Raw genomic sequence first — 17,492 nt, 5'->3', positions numbered from 1 at the left:
CCCTTTATAGAAAGTATTTTTCCTACATACTTCTCAGCAGACCCCGCACTATCTTTGACAAAACTTTTTAATAGGTCTTTTGCATCTATTGTAATACTTTCAGTAGATGCGATAACTTCTTTTTGAATTTCAGATTGTTCTTTAATGTTACAAGACCAAAACAAAAGAATAATCGGTATTAAAAAATAACTTTTTTTCATAGGTAATTAATTTAAATTTTTATTTCTGTGTTCAAGTAATATATGTTTTGTTAGGAAACAATGTTAACAAGGTCCCCAACCAACATCGCCAAAGTCTGGCTTTCTTTTTTCAAGAAATGCATTTCTACCTTCTTTTGCTTCGTCTGTTCCATAAGCCAAGCGCGTTGCTTCCCCTGCAAATATTTGTTGACCAACCATACCGTCGTCTGTTAAGTTCATTGCAAACTTTAACATCTTAATTGAAGTAGGGGACTTTGCTAGAATTTCTTGAGCCCATTCGTAGGCAGTAGATTCAAGTTCATCGTGCGGAATTACCGCGTTTACCATGCCCATATCATAGGCATCTTGAGCAGAGTAATTTCTTCCCAAGAAAAATATTTCGCGTGCTTTTTTCTGTCCAACCATTTTAGCCAAATATGCCGAACCATAACCACCATCAAAACTGGTTACATCTGCATCCGTTTGTTTGAAGATGGCGTGTTCTTTACTGGCTAATGTTAAATCGCATACAACGTGCAAACTATGTCCACCGCCAACAGCCCAGCCTGGAACCACCGCAATAACAACCTTCGGCATAAAACGAATCAAACGTTGTACTTCTAAAATATTCAAACGATGTCTGCCATCTTCGCCTACATAGCCTTTTTCGCCACGTACTTTTTGATCACCACCACTGCAGAATGAGTAGATACCATCTTTCGACGATGGACCTTCAGCAGATAGCAATACCACACCTATAGAAGCATCTTCATAGGCATCGTACAGCGCTTCATAGAGTTCAGATGTTGTCTTAGGTCTGAATGCATTGCGCACATCGGGTCTATTAAAAGCGATGCGTGCCACACCGTTTGCTTTTTTATAGGTGATGTCTTCGTATTGTTTTACTGTTTTCCAATCAATTGCCATGGTGAGATGTTATTTTGTGGGAGGTTAAAGATAGTGATTTTGGTTTGATTTCAGAACGTCGTCGAGGTTCAAAACCTCGACGACGTTCTCATGCTTTAAATTTTGATTAGCTAATGATTCATAGGTTCAATCATTTAGTATAAGGCTTTTCTCCTTAGACTAAATGTTCATTCCATAATCCTGTGCTGTTATAGTATAGGTTGTTTTGCCAACTTTTGTTAAATAAGGATAACATGCAGATAAAATTATGCTAAGATATTTTTTAATTGTTTTCGATTCGTTTAAATCATATTCTTTTACCAGAGGAAGAATGGAATAAACCCCCAATATATATAAACGATTTGCCAGTTCTTCATACTCTGTTTTATATTCAGGTTTTCTCATGAATCCTTTATCAACGAATCCTTTAAAAAGCTGTTTGAATTGATTGATACGTAAAAGCATAGAATCTTTTACTGCGGCTTCTATCTGGGGTAAATCTTGTATTAAATAATTTAAATCTACTATTAAAAACCTGTATTGCATTTGAATTACGATCGTTTTGCGAGCTAACTCAAAAATGAAATAAAAATTAGGCCCAAGTTTTGACACCTCAGTAAATTCATTTGTTAATATTATTGAAAACTGGTTAAATAACTCTTTTAGAATATCTTCCTTTTTTTTGAAATGATAATTCAAGTTCCCTTGGCTCATTTCACTTTCTGAAGCAATTTGTCTTAAGGTAATTCCATTTACGCCGCGTTCATTAAAGAGTTTGAGGCTCGTTTGTAAAATAATTTCGCGGGTAGATTCCTTCATGTTTCAAATTACACTTTTTTACTGTTATTAAAAATAATAGGTCAAGTGTACTAATAAATAGTATTTTTGTACTAATATTGTTTTCTCAAGGAATTAGAACAAAAATGATTAATCGATGAAGATTGTATTTAAAAAAGACACGAAGGATTTTCACAAAGATGTGAATTCTGCAGTAAATGAATATTTTGAATTGTCAGGAAATACTAAGAAAGCAAATGCATACATGTATTTTAAAACATTCTTTTTCCTTAGTGTTCTAATTATAAGTTATCTAACAATCTTATTTGGAGGCTTAAGTCTATGGCTTACTTATATGGCTTGGATATTCTTAGGTCTTTCATCGGTATTTCTGGCGGTTAATTGTGGTCATGATGCCATTCATGGAGCCTATTCGGATCGTAAAATTATAAATAAGCTTATGAGTCGCTCGTATGATTTGCTGGGTGCGAATTCCTATATGTGGAGTATAACCCATAACGTAGTACATCATACCTATACCAATATTGAAGGAGCAGACGAGGATATTGAATCGATTCCTTTTACTCGATTGACACCACACAAAAAATGGAAACCCTTGTATCGATATCAGAGTATATATATATTCCTCTTATATTCTTTTAGCACCTTATTTTGGGTTTTTACAAAAGATTATAAGAAATTTTTTCAAAAGAATATAGGGAACTATGACAACAAAAAACATCCAATAATTCAATATGTAAATCTATTCCTTTTTAAGGGAATTTATTATTGTCTATTTTTAATCGTACCATTTTTGGTAGTTCAAATGCCCTGGTATTTAATTCTAGGAGGTTTTATTTTGAGTCATCTTTTTGAAGGTTTGGCAATAGCTACCATATTTGCATTGGCGCACATTGTAGAGAAAACAACCTTTTTAATTCCAAATGCACAGGGAATGATGGAGCATAATTGGGCGGTACATCAGCTGTATACGACAGCTGATTTTGGTAGAAAAAGTAACGTAACAGGTTTCTTTACAGGCGGCTTAAATTTTCAAATAGAACATCATTTATTTCCATCAATCTGCCATGTACATTATCCAGCGATATCTGAAATTGTGAAACGAAAAGCAACTGAATATGCCATTCCATACCATGAATACGATTCGTTTTTTGATGCACTGAAATCGCACATTGATTTATTGAAAAAAATGGGCGTGAAGCCGATGGAATAATTGAGGGTGATTTTTAGAACATTGTTGAGATTTACTATACTACAAAAATAAAATCAGTGAAACCGTTTATACAAATCCACAACGTTATCTTTGTCTGCAAAAAAATCCGATAAACCAACTTACCGTTTTACCGATACAGATTGTTATTGAGCAAACCTATGAGGTTTTTTTTTTAACCTCATAGGTTTTAGTTGAATAACTTTTAATACCGCAGCAACGCACTCGCCCAAACAAATCCACTTCCAAAGGCCGCAAGACACAACAAATCACCAGACTTCAATCTTCCTTCTTGCACGGCTTCACTCAATGCAATTGGAATAGATGCAGCTGTAGTGTTCCCGTATTTTTGAATGTTATTAAACACCTGATGATCTTCAAGCTTTAATTGCTTTTGCACAAATTCTGCAATGCGTAAATTTGCTTGATGCGGAATCAATAAACTAATATCTGTAGTCTGTAAATTATTTGCTTCTAAGGCTTCCATGATTACTGCAGGAAATTTCTGTACTGCTTGTTTGAAAACAGCCTGTCCATTCATTACAGGTAGGAGTGCGCCGCTCGCGATCATTTCAGCCGTGATGCGCGTCTTGCTTTTACTTCCTGGGTGTTCCATCATTAATTCTTCTGCATAGGTACCATCGGCATGCAAATGTGTTGAGAGGATGCCTGTATCTTCTGTTGTTGCTTTTAAGATTACAGCGCCTGCACCATCACCAAAAATAATCGATACGTTGCGACCACGATCCGACAGCTCCATTATGTTCGATTGAATCTCGCTGCCAACAACCAAGGCTGTTTTATACATGCCGGTTTTTATAAACTGATCCGCTACAGAGAGCGCATAGATAAAACCAGCACACTGCTGACGGATATCCAATGCGGGAATATTGGGTATACCCAATTCACGCTGCAACAAAACACCCGCGCCTGGAAAGGCATAATCCGGACTCAAGGTTGCAAATACAATCAAATCAATTTCACTTGCGTCCATCTTGGCGTTGGCTAATGCCATGCGTGCCGCTTTTGTACCCATGTTGGAAACTGTGTCCACACCTTCGGTAAAGAAGCGACGTTCTTTAATACCCGTGCGCTCTTGGATCCATGCATCAGAGGTTTCCATGAAAGCCGTTAAGTCTTGGTTGGTAACGATTTGTTCTGGCACATAATGTCCAGTACCTATGAGTTGAGAGTTGAGTCGCATGGGTTATATATTGTTAATGAACTTCTATCTTGTTTTATGGCTCTTTGGAATTTGTAATTTCGAAGCCAGATAAATAGGATTTGCAATCCGTTTTATGAACAGATTACAAATTTATTATATTTTAGTTTGAAAATAATTTATGGCTTGTGCTACAGTGGTTATTTAATAATTCTCTATCGTAGTGTCGACTATTATCTGCAGACTGAAGGAGGATTAAATACTGAATATTATTATTCATTTAATTAATCGAATGCTTCATTATTTAACGTTGCTTCAATCGTTTCTGGATATAGTTTCGGGAAGAAATATCCAACGTAATTTATTGGAAAGTTGATTCTTACAGGTCCCGTCGAATCATCAGAAACCAGTAATTTATGGTCGATTAATTCTTTCATTATTTTGCGGGCAGTATTTTCAGATTTTCCCGTTATGCGTTCCATTTCTTTTCTCAATAATTGACCTTTTAGGAATACTTCAATTAGTATATTTTTTGATTCTTCTTTAAAGTTTCCATGTACAATTTGAAGGTCTATAAATCGTTTAATGCGTAGTTGGATTTTATCTAAATCCAGTAACTGTTGCATAAATTCTACCTGATCAATGGCTGTGTCCAGAAAGAATAAGCAAAACTCCTCTAATCTACTGTTAGAAAGATTTCCTCTTCCATCATAATTGTTATTTCTTTGTAGATCTGCATTGTGAAGAGCAGCTCTATATTCTTTTTGTCTTTTTGAAAGTCCCCTTGAAATAGACCATAAACCATCACCATCCAATTGCTCTTTCATCATGTACGCATGTGTGAAAAGTCTCATAACTCGACCATTACCATCTAGAAATGGGTGTATCCAAGCAAGACGGTGGTGAGATGCAGCCGCTGCTATAATTCGATTAGTAGCATTTGTAATTTTATCAGGACGGTATGCATGTTCAAAGCGTTCTAGAAATAAATGCAATGACTTCGATGCAGGGCCTATGTGTTTACCCACCTCAACCTCCGTTGTTCGTAATTCTCCAGGAAATACTTCTGATAATTTACCTTCTTTAGTTTTTACGAATCTTAGATCTACTGGAAGTTCGGCATAAAACTCTTTATGAATCCAACATAGGAAATCTATGCTACAAATATGAACGGTAACATCTTCCTTAAATATTTTTTCTATTTTTTCTTGAACTTCTATATGTGCTTTGCTTTCAAGTTGTAGAATCCTTTTGCCTGGGTCCTGCGAATAATCATGATTCATTGCTCTTTCAATATCAATAGGATGCGTATTGTGTCCTTCAATTAAATTAGAATAATAGCTGTTCATTGGTTTTATAATCTGACTAACTGCTCCTCGTGTAATTGGATGAAGTAAACTCGACAATGCAGCAGATTTACGTATCAATTCAACTGCTCGTTCTGTTAATATTCCCTTCTGGTCTGTAGGGATCATCGGTTCCATAGCACTAGGTAATTCGTACAATTCCATTTTTCTAATTGTTGGTAAAAATTGTGTTCAGTAATATAGCCTTTTTTCTTTATAAAGTGCTTAAAATAAATTTATTTTGAGGATGAATTTACGTGCCATTTTGAGAATAATGTGAAAATATGTATTTTTTTATAATATGTTATTTATTAATCAGATGCATATATTTAAATCTCTTTATTAAATTTTTTTTTGCTATATAATATAGTTTTTTTAATTTATTTGCGTATGTTTTTGCGGGTATATTTACGCCTGTTATAATACGTGTCAGTGCTGGGATTACGCACAAAAAAACCGATACTCATCGTATCGGTTTCCCTAAAAGATTGTTATTGAACAAGACCTTCAAGGTTTTTAAAACCTTGAAGGTCTGAATTATTTACTGCTTTTCGGGATTACAAATCCCGAACAACTTTTAAACTATTTCTTTTTCTTCATCACTTTTTGCACTGCTGCAACAATGTGATGATCTTTCAAACCGTATTTCTCCATCAATTGATCTGGAGTACCGCTTTCGCCGAAGGTATCTTGAACAGCTACAAACTCAATCGGAGTAGGAAGGTTGCTTGCTAATACGCGTGCAACGCTTTCGCCCAAACCACCTAAGATGTTATGTTCTTCAGCAGTTACTACACAACCTGTTTTGCCAACAGATTTCAAAATTGCTTCTTCATCCAATGGTTTAATGGTGTGGATATTGATGATTTCTGCATCGATACCAAGCTCAGCTAATTTTTCACCAGCAAGTATAGCTTCCCATACCATGTGGCCTGTTGCAATGATGGTAACATCTTTCCCTTCGTTTACCATCCATGCTTTACCAATCTCAAATTTTTGATCGGGTGCAGTAAATACAGGCAATGCAGGGCGACCGAAACGTAAGTAAACTGGACCTTCGTGATCTGCAATCGCAATCGTAGCAGCTTTGGTTTGGTTGTAATCGCAAGGGTTGATTACGGTCATGCCTGGAAGCATTTTCATCAATCCAATATCTTCTAATATTTGGTGTGTTGCACCATCTTCACCCAAGGTCAAACCTGCGTGGGATGCACATATTTTTACGTTCTTTTCAGAATACGCTACAGACTGTCTGATTTGATCGTACACACGACCGGTAGAAAAGTTTGCAAACGTAGCTGTAAAAGGAATTTTACCACCAATCGTCATACCAGCAGCAATACAAATCATGTTTGCTTCAGCAATACCAATTTGGAAAAAACGATCTGGATTTTGATTTTCGAAATCGTTTAATTTTAATGAAGGCGTTAAATCAGCACATAGCGCAACTACATTCGGATTTGTTTTGCCTAATTCTGTCATCCCGTCACCAAAGCCAGAACGTGTATCTTTCTTTTCAGTAAATGTATATTTTTTCATTCTTGTAATGTCTATTTTAATGGGTTTCTGTGCTATTGTTGTTCTCTATTAAAACCTCCAAGGATTTCAATGGAGAATAACAATATTTAGTTTGAATTAGATTCCTTGGAGGTTTCCCTTAACCAGCGGATTAATAATCGCCAATTGATTCAATGCTGTTGCTAGTTCTGCATCATTCGGTGCAACACCATGCCACTTATGTGAACCCATCATATAATCAACACCAGCGCCCATTTCTGATTTCATTAAAATCATTGTTGGTACACCAGTACCTTTGTTTGCTTGTGCTTTAAGAATTGTTTTTTCTAAGTCTGCAAAGTCGTGACCATCGCAGCTTAAGACATTCCATCCAAACGATTTGTATTTAGCTCCAAGATCGCCTAAAGACATAACCTTGTCGCACGGTCCGTCAATTTGCTGTCCGTTGTAATCAACAAAACCAATTACAGTATCTAACTTCGTATGCGGTGCATACATTGCAGCTTCCCAAACTTGACCTTCTTGTTGTTCGCCATCGCCCATTAAAACATACACAAAGCGATCGTCTTTATTCAGACGCTTTGCTTGTGCTGTTCCACAACCTACAGATAAACCTTGTCCCAAAGAACCTGATGCCATACGTACACCTGGAAGATGGGTGTGTGGAGTAGGGTGGCCTTGTAAACGAGAATTGATTTTACGGTGTGTGCCTAACTCACTTACAGGGAAATAACCTGAACGTGCTAAGACGCTATATAAAACTGCTGAAATATGTCCGTTTGAAAGATAAAAAATATCCTCACCGATGCCGTCCATTTTAAAGCTTTTATCATGCTTCATCATTTTAAAATATAAAAGCACTAATAAGTCGGTACAACCTAATGCGCCACCTGGGTGACCGCCTTTGGCTCCGTGTACCATACGTACGATATCTCTTCTTACTTGAGATGATACTTTTTTCAGTTCTGTGTAATCTGACATGATAATTGAATTAGCTATTATAGGGTTTATTTTAAAATTTGTGCGGTGTGATCGTCTGTTTTTACTTTCGAAATCACATCTTCGATTTTACCTTTTTCATCAATTACAAAGGTTGTGCGGAACGTGCCCATATAGGTTTTGCCATACATAGACTTTTCTCCCCAAACGCCGTATTGATTGTGAATCGTTTGATCTTCGTCCGCAATGAGTGGAAAAGGAAGTTCGTATTTTTCAATGAATTTTTTATGGGATTTCTCACCATCGGTACTCACACCAATAACCACATAACCTGCTTTCAGTAAGGCTTTGTAATTATCACGCAAATTGCATGCTTCTTTGGTACACCCAGGTGTATTGTCTTTTGGATAAAAATATAATACGACTTTTTTACCTGCAAAATCTTTTAAACAGATGGTATTTCCGTCTTGATCGATTCCTTTAAATACAGGAGCTTTGTCGCCAACCGCTAGTGTCATAATGTTTTTTTATAAACCGATTTATTTCCAGAATTATCTGTTACTTCTAAAACAAAATCGCCCTTTAATACCTGTGTAGAATCTTTAAATGCCGACCAAATCAATCGCGATTTGTGTTCGTAATACATCATAACCCAATCACCATTTAAGGTAGCACGAATGGTATCAATACCCGATTCTTTGTCAAAAATAGTGAAATTTATGCGTTTTGTTGTGTTTGATTTGTAGGTAATTACGGGTGGAGTGGAATCCTTGGAAACGATGTATTTACCTAAATAACTTAGATTGTGAATTAGACTATCCTGTGTCCAATTGCCTCCAGCGTATTTTTTTGATAATGAGTTATTTATGCTGTATAAGTAGCACCGCTCATTTTTATTTACATAATTTTGTGGACAAAAGGTTACACCAATCGGACCGTAAATAGGTACCGTAGGATTGTTTATTTCGAAGGTTTCTTCTCCATTTAAGACGATGTTTTTCTTAACTCTTAGGTAAAGGGTATCAAATAAGGTGGTGTCGGTAAACAATAATGTCAGATTTCCCAAGGGGATTCTTCGTTTACCGGGTACAACCATATCTACAAAATCATAAACCGATTTAAAGGTTCCAGCGGAAGAGGAGTCGGGCAGTCCTTTTCTCAAATCGTATAAATATGTTGGTATATTATTTATGGAATAGGCCATAGGGATCGATACCTTTTTTTGTTGTAAAAACAACGTAGCATTCTCTGTATAGCCCAAACTACCATTAATTTTTAAGGTGTTTTCGTAGATATCAAAATCGGGTTTCGGGGTATATATTTTTGTTAATTTAGGATTTTGATCTTGCTTGCCTTTAAGTTTAAACGTTAAAGAAGAAGCATTTCCATTGGAATCATATATGCGCACATCTACGATATGTGTGCTAGAATCTGTGATGGATATTTTTCCATTTAAGGCATTCATTAAATAGAAATTCAAATTATTGCCATCTGCCACGTAGCATTTTTGAAAATATTGTCTTTTTAAAATATACGTTTCGTAATCAATGTGAACGTTGATGTATCTGTTTTCATCAAATGCATACGTTTCAAGATTGTGATAAAAAACTTCTTTGCCATCCACTTTTAATTCAATACAATTTACTCCATACACATTATGTGTTTCGTTCATTTTATCGTGCACACGTATTTCTAATCCCAATAAACCTTTGGCTGTGATTGTTTGTGGGATAGAAAATTTACCTGGACTTAAATACGTAACAGAAAATTCTTCTCTGCCAAATGTTTCATTCACACGTGAGTCAATATCCATCGTGCGTATAGCAATTTTATCGAAGGTAGGTTTGATGTTATCTTCGATTTCTGTAAAACCAAATAAAGCAGGGTTTAATACATTTTCTTTTTTATCACGAATTTCAAAATGCAAATGCGGTCCGCTGCTGCCGCCGGTGTTTCCAGACTTTGCAATGATCTCACCTTTTTTAATAGGTAATGTATTCTCTGGAATTAATATATCGATGTCCGTTTGTTCAAGTGCATAGAGTTGTTCTAATGAATAGGCTGTTATGCTTGCATTAAAACGATCTAAATGCGCGTATACCGTAACCAAGCCATTCGGATGTGTGATGTATAGTGTATTCCCATACCCATTCGTAGAAACACGCAAGCGAGACACATAGCCATCTGCACAGGCATGCACCGGCAAACCAATTTGTCCACCTGTTTTGATATCCATACCACCATGAAAATGATTTGGACGCAATTCACCCATATTGGCTGCTAAATAATTACGTTGTCCCGGATTAATGGGAAACATGAAATAATTTTTAGGATAGCCATTCGGGAATTGTGCCATCAAAATATTTGATAGACACATGAATAGTAAAGCGGTTTGAATGAGTTTAACGAATTTCACAAGTAAGCATTTTTTTATTTTCAAGGAACCCTTCCAATACATCACCAACTGCAATTGCGCCAACACCTTTGGGCGTTCCTGTATAAATTAAATCACCTTTTTTTAGCGTAATAAACTGCGAAACGTAAGCAATCAGATAATCAATATTGAAAACCATATCTGCAGAGTTTCCTTGTTGACGAAGTTCGCCATTTATAGATAACGAAAAAGAAATGTTTTTCATATCTGGAAAATCTTTAATCGATACAAATTCTGAAACAGGAGCAGAGCCATTAAAACCTTTTGCTAAGGTCCAAGGTAAGCCTTGTTCTTTTGCTTTTTGTTGTAAATCGCGCGCAGTAAAATCAATACCTATGCCGATTTCATCGTAATATTTATGTGCAAATTTTTCTTGAATGTATTTCCCTTCTTTTGAAATTTTAACAACCAGTTCTATTTCATGGTCAATCACTTCCGTGAATGAAGGGAAATAAAATGCCTCATTATTTTTTAATAAAGCAGTATCGGGCTTCATAAAAACAATGGGTTCGCTTGGTTGTGGATTATTTAATTCCTTGGTATGTGCAGAATAATTGCGACCAATTCCAATAATTTTCATATATTCAATATTGACTTGATACCTACAAAAGTCTTATATTTGAGATTAAATAACATATTATGTGGATAAGTAAGAACATTATTTTAGCAGCTACAGCATTAACACTGTGTGCAGGTTTATATACAGCTTGTAAAACTGTTGCCGTTACAGGACGTAAGCAATTGAGTTTGGTTCCAGAATCTGAAATGGTTACCATGAGCACGCAACAATATGCTGAAGTGATTCAGCAAGGCCCTTTAAGTACAAATGCTACAGAAGTAGCTCTCGTTAAGAAAGTAGGGAATACGATTAAGACTGCAGTTGAAAAATACATGAGCGATCAAGGTAGATCGAAAGAGTTGGAAGGATATAACTGGGAATTCAATTTGATTCAAGATGATAAAACGGTAAATGCATGGTGTATGCCTGGTGGAAAAGTAGCTTTTTATACAGGTATATTACCTGTTTGTCAAGGTGAAGGCGGTATTGCAGTGGTTATGGGTCATGAAATAGCACATGCAATTGCACATCATGGTAACGAGCGTATGAGTCAACAGATGGTTGCACAAGCTGGCGGACAAGTAGTTGATTTTGCACTTTCTACAAAAACACCTTTAACGAGACAATTATTTGACCAAGCTTATGGATATGGTGCGCAATATGGTGTGATTTTGCCATTTAGTAGAAAACATGAATCGGAAGCAGATAAGATGGGACTCGTATTTATGGCAATGGCAGGTTACGATCCACATATTGCAGTTGAATTTTGGAAACGTATGAGTACTGTAATGGGCGGACAAGCTCCACCTGAATTTATGTCTACGCACCCTTCAGATGATAGAAGAATAGCAGATCTAGAAGCTTATTTACCAGAAGCAATGAAATTCTATCATCCAAAATAAATAGGATGGCTGTGTTAAATAAAAGAATTCCATATAGTTTAACTGTATGGAATTCTTTTATTTAATACCCTGTCCTATATTTTAAAACGTTTTTTTTCGTATCTTTTTATCCTGATTCCCTTAATTAAATTTATGGCACCATTTTAGCCATTTCAATAAAAAAGAAAGATATATGAACCGTTTTATACATTTGAAATTAGTAACAACAGTGGGGTTGTTGATACTTTTAATGAGCTCTTTTGTAGGTGATGTGCAGGAAAGACCTATTGCACCAAGCTTTACCTTAGATAACATGGAAGGTAAAAAAGTAAGTTTAAACGATTTTAAAGGTAAAGTAGTATACATTGACTTTTGGGCTACTTGGTGCGGACCGTGTTTGGCTGAAATGCCTCATTCTAAAAAGCTAAGAGAAAAATTTGCTGGCGATACGAATGTAGTTTTTATGTATGTATCTGTAGATAATAGTGACAGCGAAGATGCTTGGAAAGCTGTTGTAAAGAAAAAAGAAATTGTAGGTGTAAATCTTATAGCTAGAAATGGAGGAGAAGAGGAGCGTGTTGGAGAACGTTATGGCTTGCAATATATTCCTCGGTTTGTATTGATTGACAAAACCGGCAAGGTTGCTAACTTTGAAGCACCAACTCCGGGTGATTCAAAAACGGAACTTTTAATAAAACAATTGTTAGCAGAATAAAATTTGTAAATTGAGCTTCCATTAGGAAGCTCTTTTTTTTAATGGACGATTTCAAAGGCTATACATTTCTTGTTTTAAATGATTATGAAAGATTACAACAAACTACTGGGTTGGCTATTTAAAGGTACGGCTCTGGTTTTTTTAGGATTGATATTTTTAATATCAATGGTATATTTTAATCCCTTTAACCTCTTTGGACCCATACCCAGTATTGATGTGCTGGAAAATCCAGAAAGTGATCAAGCATCCATTGTATATTCTAGCGACGGTAAAGTTTTAGGTAAATTCTATAATGAAATAAATCGTACGGATATTGAATATCCCGAACTTCCAAAAGTACTTATTGATGCCTTATTAGCAACGGAGGATTCACGTTTTTACGATCATTCCGGTGTTGATATTAAAGGGGTATTTGCTATCGTACCCTCTCTTTTAATGGGTAAGAAGCGCGGCTCAAGTACCTTGACACAACAACTTGCCAAAAACTTATTTAGCCTGCGAAGTGCAGATGAATACACAGGTGTATTGGATAATACAATTGTTCACAAAATAAAAGAATGGCTTATTGCAATTCAATTAGAGAAGTCGTATTCAAAACAAGAAATATTGGTGATGTATCTGAATACGGTTGAATTTGGAAATAGAACCTTTGGAATACGTTCCGCCGCAAAAAAATATTTTAGCAAATCGGTTTCTGATTTGAATTTAAAAGAAGCAAGTTTATTGATTGGTTTATTAAAAGGCCCATCGTATTACAATCCACGCCGCAAGCCTGAACGTGCCTTGAATCGTAGAAATACCGTAATTGACCAAATGGTTAAATACGAATATATTTCCCTAGCAGAAGCAACAGTTGCCAAAACAAAACCCTTAGGATTGAAATTTCAAGACGATGGCGAAACATCAGGCTTGGCACCACATTTTAGAAGTTATTTGAAGAAAATAATGATCAACTGGTGTAAAGAACATAAAATGTTTTTGTATGAAGATGGTTTGAAAATATATACAACCATTGATACACGTATGCAAGAATCTGCAGAACTTGCTGTACAGAAACACATGTCTTTTTTACAAACACAATTTAATAAAGCATGGTTAAAGTCTGAACCTTGGACTGCAACAGAGCCAGACTTATTAACTCGACTTGCAAAAGCGAGCAATCATTTTAAAGAATTGAAAAAAGAGCATGATGGAAATGAAGGTTTGGCCATGCTTGAAATGAAGAAAAAAATACCGATGCAAGTATTTACGTGGCATGGTAGAGTTGATACTTTGATGTCTCCCTTAGATTCAATTAAACATTCCTTAAAACTATTGCGCACAGGTTTATTTTCCATGGATCCTAAAAACGGCTTCGTTCGTGCTTGGGTTGGAAATATCGATTTTACCTATTTTCCATTTGACAACGTGGTACAAGGTAGAAGACAAGCGGGTTCAACCTTTAAGCCTATCCTGTATGCTTATGCAATGGAAGAAAAAGGCTTAACGCCTGATTCGAAATTCCCAGATGCACCCATTAGTATTCCAATTCCTGGAGGAGCGCCTTGGACGCCAAACAATAGTAATGGTAAATTTTCAAATGAAGAGTTAACCTTAAAGCAAGCATTGGCGCGTTCTGTTAACTCAATCAGTGCGCAATTAATGAATTTGGTTGGTCCAGATTCTGTTGTATCGTTTGCAAAACGTATGGGTATTAAAAGTCCGTTGGAAGCGACTCCTTCTTTATGCTTGGGTACTGGTGATGTAAATTTGTTTGAGATGGTGGATGCATACAGCGTATTTGTGAACGACGGGGTTTGGGTGCAACCGCAATTTTTACTTCGTATTGAAGATAAGTATGGTAATGTATTGGAAGAATTTAATACAAGCAGTCACCAAGTGATCAATGAAGAAACCGCATTCAATATGGTTGAATTGTTGAAAGGTTCTGTAGAAGAAGCGGGTGGTACCTCAGTTGATTTGCGTGGTAAATTTAATATTAAAGGAGACTTGGGTGGTAAAACAGGGACAACGCAAAACTCTGCTGATGGCTGGTTTATGGGTATTACACCTAATTTAGTGACGGGTGTTTGGGTTGGCGGCGAAAAACGTGTAATACGTTTCAATACCATGACCTACGGACAAGGTGCACGTATGGCATTGCCGATATGGGCTTATTACATGCAAGGCGTTCAGAACGAATCAGGAACAGCGTATCCGGCTTCATTATTTATGAAACCTGATGGCAATACAAAAAAAGTTGTGAGTACCGAAGGGCATACATTGGAAGAAGAATTGATTCCTGTAGAAGAGCCGCAAATAGAAGAGGTTGAGGTACAGGACGGTTTTAATTGATGGTATTAAAGTAGGATTTATTTTAAGTGAAGCTGTCAAAGCTTGTACTGTCGTCAGATCACTTTTTTTCAGTGGTCCGACGACAGTAGTGTGTAACGGTTTTCATAGTCTGTATAAATTTAATACTTGTATAATATATATACTATTGCTGCTCAACGAGACGATTTAGGTTTTAGATGAAAATCTTTTTTATACTTTTGTTCAATATATTTAAACACTAGATCTCTAACAGACAAGTGTTCGGACGAACAAAAAAGTCGTCTGAATACTGCGCTTAATAATTTGCTATCTTCTTTAAATCCCTTGAATTCTTAGCTCAGACTAACGTGCTGAAGAGTATAGATCGTAATGAATTCCAAATCTATCATTTAATGAACGTATCCCAAATTCAATTATATTTTAGTCTTATATTATTTCGCCATGATTTGGTCTTTTCGACCAAGCATTCTCAACGTTTGGACTGATCTAAAATAAGATATGAACTTAAACCAAATTACCCTACCAGTATTAGACATTGAAAAATCCATTCCGTTTTATCAAACATTAGGTTTTAAACTCATTGTAAAATCCTTGCCCGATTATGCCCGATTTTTATGTGATCAAGGCGAAGCAACCTTTTCAATCCATAGAGTGAATGCGTTGACAACAGGAGATGGCATTTGGATTTATTTTGAATTAGATAACTTGGATGTTCGTGTTGCTGAATTACAGGTTGTAAATATTACGTTTGAAGAATTACCGACTGACAAGCCTTGGCTATGGCGCGAAGCACGTTTGAAAGACCCCGATGGAAATCAATTGATTTTATATAGCGCGGGTGAGAATAGAATAAACCCGCCGTGGAGAGTCTGAGTCTACTAGAAAATAACCTGTTATTTACGTTGCTTTCTAATCTTATAATTCGAATAGTGCGCATTTTGGGGATGTGTTTTTTAGTTGCTTCTGATTTTGTATTAAAATCTTATTTTTTATACTAAGGTTTGTATTATGAAAGATGTGTAGGTAAACATGAGAGACGTACATTAAATAATTCTTATGTATCTTTATACCCATTCAAAAATTCTCCCATATATATGTCCTTCGCTTCACTTGGTTTAAGTCCTGCAATTTTAAAAGCATTAGAAAAACAATTTTACAATGCTCCATATCCAATACAAGAACAGGCTATACCACCTATTTTAAAGGGTAACGACATCTTGGGTATTGCGCAAACAGGTTCGGGTAAGACCGCCAGTTTTGTATTGCCTATTTTGCAGTTACTTGAGAAAATGCCTTTAGGTAGAAATAGACACATCAGCGCATTGGTATTGGTGCCAACGCGCGAATTGGCATTGCAAGTAGGAGAAGTGTTTAAAGCGTTTAGCGATGCCTTACCCAACCGCATCAAAACCTTATCTGTATTTGGTGGTGTATCCATTAATCCACAGATGATACAGATGCAAGGCGTAGAAATATTGATTGCTACACCTGGTAGATTATTGGATTTGGTAGATTCAAAAGCTGTGTACTTAAGTGATGTAGAAATTTTAGTATTGGATGAAGCAGATAAAATGTTAAATCTTGGTTTCAAAGAAGAGATGACAAGTATTTTTAAACTCCTTCCTAAGAAACGTCAGAATTTATTGTTCTCTGCCACACTCGGTAAAGACATCGATAGCATTACAGAGTTTTTATTGCATGATCCAGTAAAGATTGAGATTGTAGCAGAAGAAATAAACATTGATCTCATTCAACAAGTTGCCTACGAAGTAGAAGAAGAGCGTAAAGGACCGCTATTACGCTATTTGATTAAAGAGCAGCAAATGAAACAAGTACTGGTTTTTACGTCTTCGGTACATCGTGCAGATGCGGTAGTTGAGAAGTTAAAAGCGAACAATATCAATGCAGCTGCCATACATAGCAAAAAAAGTCAAGGTGCGCGTACAGATGCATTAAAACAATTCAAAGCAGAAAAGGTACAGGTATTGGTGGCAACCGATTTAATATCTCGCGGTATCGATATTCCTTTTTTGCCATTTGTGATTAATTATGAATTGCCACGCTCTCCCAAAGACTTTATTCATAGGGTAGGTAGAACAGGAAGAGCAGAAGCATCTGGTGTTGCGATTAGCTTAATAAGCAAAGAAGAAGAACATCACTTTAGTGTTATTCAGAAAAAGATGCGTAAAAAAGTAGAATTGATTGCTACAGAAGAATTTGATTTGAAAGGTTTTTAGTATTAAGATACGTTTAGTAGAAATATTTGGTAAGGAATCATTTTTTTTAGCTATGTTCTTTTTTTATTATCTGCTAAAATGAAAGACCAATTCAATCGTATTTTTATAAATCACATATACTTCTCGTTTAGTTAACAACTATATCTATTTGAGCAGTCGTCAGACCACTTTTTCAGTTGGTCCGACGACTCAATTATTAGAGCGCACTCCTCAATAATTGATATCTGTCTTCGAGCCCGTCTAACCTAAACGACAATGAATAACATGTCAATTATTTTAAGTTTTCGGTGATTTA

At 36.0% G+C, this 17,492-nt stretch carries 15 protein-coding genes and 1 pseudogene; 6 read left to right on the top strand and 10 right to left on the bottom strand.

Annotated elements, in window-relative coordinates; translation table 11 throughout:
* The 3 genes and pseudogenes from Q0543_RS02195 to Q0543_RS02185 form a co-directional block, all read right to left on the bottom strand.
* Positions 1–200: pseudogene (locus Q0543_RS02195) on the bottom strand (hypothetical protein); the annotation flags it as partial.
* Positions 201–263: 63 nt separating this feature from the next.
* The gene (locus tag Q0543_RS02190; RefSeq protein ID WP_299248485.1) at positions 264–1,106 is read right to left on the bottom strand and encodes a 1,4-dihydroxy-2-naphthoyl-CoA synthase; all 843 of its coding nucleotides are present in this window, start codon (positions 1,104–1,106) and stop codon (positions 264–266) included.
* Between the two features lie 159 nt (positions 1,107–1,265).
* Entirely contained in the window at positions 1,266–1,904 is a 639-nt protein-coding gene (locus Q0543_RS02185) for a TetR/AcrR family transcriptional regulator (protein ID WP_299248483.1), read from the bottom strand.
* Positions 1,905–2,019: 115 nt separating this feature from the next.
* On the opposite strand from Q0543_RS02185, the gene Q0543_RS02180 reads away from it, so the two are divergent.
* Positions 2,020–3,096: an acyl-CoA desaturase gene (locus Q0543_RS02180; RefSeq protein WP_299248480.1), complete on the top strand. Its 1,077-nt coding sequence runs from the start codon at positions 2,020–2,022 to the stop codon at positions 3,094–3,096.
* A gap of 202 nt (positions 3,097–3,298) precedes the next feature.
* On the opposite strand, the gene Q0543_RS02175 is transcribed toward Q0543_RS02180, so the two are convergent.
* The 7 genes from Q0543_RS02175 to Q0543_RS02145 all read right to left on the bottom strand — a co-directional run bounded on the left by Q0543_RS02175 (position 3,299) and on the right by Q0543_RS02145 (position 11,072).
* On the bottom strand, positions 3,299–4,297 hold the full coding sequence (locus Q0543_RS02175; protein ID WP_299248477.1) for a beta-ketoacyl-ACP synthase III: 999 nt from the start codon (positions 4,295–4,297) through the stop codon (positions 3,299–3,301).
* Between the two features lie 242 nt (positions 4,298–4,539).
* Complete coding sequence (locus Q0543_RS02170) at positions 4,540–5,766, bottom strand: Fic family protein (RefSeq protein ID WP_299248474.1); 1,227 nt, start codon at positions 5,764–5,766, stop codon at positions 4,540–4,542.
* Positions 5,767–6,183: 417 nt separating this feature from the next.
* On the bottom strand, positions 6,184–7,140 hold the full coding sequence (locus Q0543_RS02165; RefSeq protein ID WP_299248471.1) for a transketolase family protein: 957 nt from the start codon (positions 7,138–7,140) through the stop codon (positions 6,184–6,186).
* Between the two features lie 96 nt (positions 7,141–7,236).
* Positions 7,237–8,100 (bottom strand): transketolase, encoded by an 864-nt coding sequence (locus Q0543_RS02160; RefSeq protein WP_299248468.1) that lies wholly within the window; start codon positions 8,098–8,100, stop codon positions 7,237–7,239.
* A gap of 26 nt (positions 8,101–8,126) precedes the next feature.
* Positions 8,127–8,576, bottom strand: coding sequence for a thioredoxin-dependent thiol peroxidase (gene bcp / locus Q0543_RS02155; RefSeq protein WP_299248465.1), 450 nt, complete (start codon positions 8,574–8,576; stop codon positions 8,127–8,129).
* Positions 8,573–10,474 carry a M23 family metallopeptidase gene (locus Q0543_RS02150; RefSeq protein ID WP_299248462.1) on the bottom strand — a complete coding sequence of 634 codons (1,902 nt, stop codon included), beginning with the start codon at positions 10,472–10,474 and terminating at the stop codon, positions 8,573–8,575. The genes bcp and Q0543_RS02150 overlap by 4 nt, the downstream gene beginning before the upstream one ends.
* Positions 10,461–11,072, bottom strand: coding sequence for a fumarylacetoacetate hydrolase family protein (locus Q0543_RS02145; RefSeq protein ID WP_299248459.1), 612 nt, complete (start codon positions 11,070–11,072; stop codon positions 10,461–10,463). The genes Q0543_RS02150 and Q0543_RS02145 overlap by 14 nt, the downstream gene beginning before the upstream one ends.
* A gap of 59 nt (positions 11,073–11,131) precedes the next feature.
* On the opposite strand from Q0543_RS02145, the gene Q0543_RS02140 reads away from it, so the two are divergent.
* The 5 genes from Q0543_RS02140 to Q0543_RS02120 all read left to right on the top strand — a co-directional run bounded on the left by Q0543_RS02140 (position 11,132) and on the right by Q0543_RS02120 (position 17,197).
* Complete coding sequence (locus Q0543_RS02140; protein WP_299248455.1) at positions 11,132–11,953, top strand: M48 family metallopeptidase; 822 nt, start codon at positions 11,132–11,134, stop codon at positions 11,951–11,953.
* A 172-nt stretch (positions 11,954–12,125) separates the two neighbouring features.
* Positions 12,126–12,647 carry a TlpA disulfide reductase family protein gene (locus Q0543_RS02135; RefSeq protein ID WP_299248411.1) on the top strand — a complete coding sequence of 174 codons (522 nt, stop codon included), beginning with the start codon at positions 12,126–12,128 and terminating at the stop codon, positions 12,645–12,647.
* A gap of 84 nt (positions 12,648–12,731) precedes the next feature.
* Positions 12,732–14,981 (top strand): transglycosylase domain-containing protein, encoded by a 2,250-nt coding sequence (locus tag Q0543_RS02130; protein WP_299248409.1) that lies wholly within the window; start codon positions 12,732–12,734, stop codon positions 14,979–14,981.
* 477 nt (positions 14,982–15,458) lie between these two features.
* Positions 15,459–15,833, top strand: a complete 375-nt coding sequence (locus Q0543_RS02125) for a VOC family protein (protein ID WP_299248407.1) — start codon at positions 15,459–15,461, stop codon at positions 15,831–15,833.
* A gap of 221 nt (positions 15,834–16,054) precedes the next feature.
* Positions 16,055–17,197 (top strand): DEAD/DEAH box helicase, encoded by a 1,143-nt coding sequence (locus Q0543_RS02120; protein ID WP_299248404.1) that lies wholly within the window; start codon positions 16,055–16,057, stop codon positions 17,195–17,197.
* Positions 17,198–17,492 lie beyond the last annotated feature (295 nt).

Origin of the sequence: uncultured Cytophaga sp., assembly GCF_937863595.1 — a bacterium.
GTDB lineage: Bacteria > Bacteroidota > Bacteroidia > Cytophagales > Cytophagaceae > Cytophaga.
Note: the sequence above shows the minus strand (reverse complement) of the source record. Positions and strands in the feature narration are given on the sequence as shown.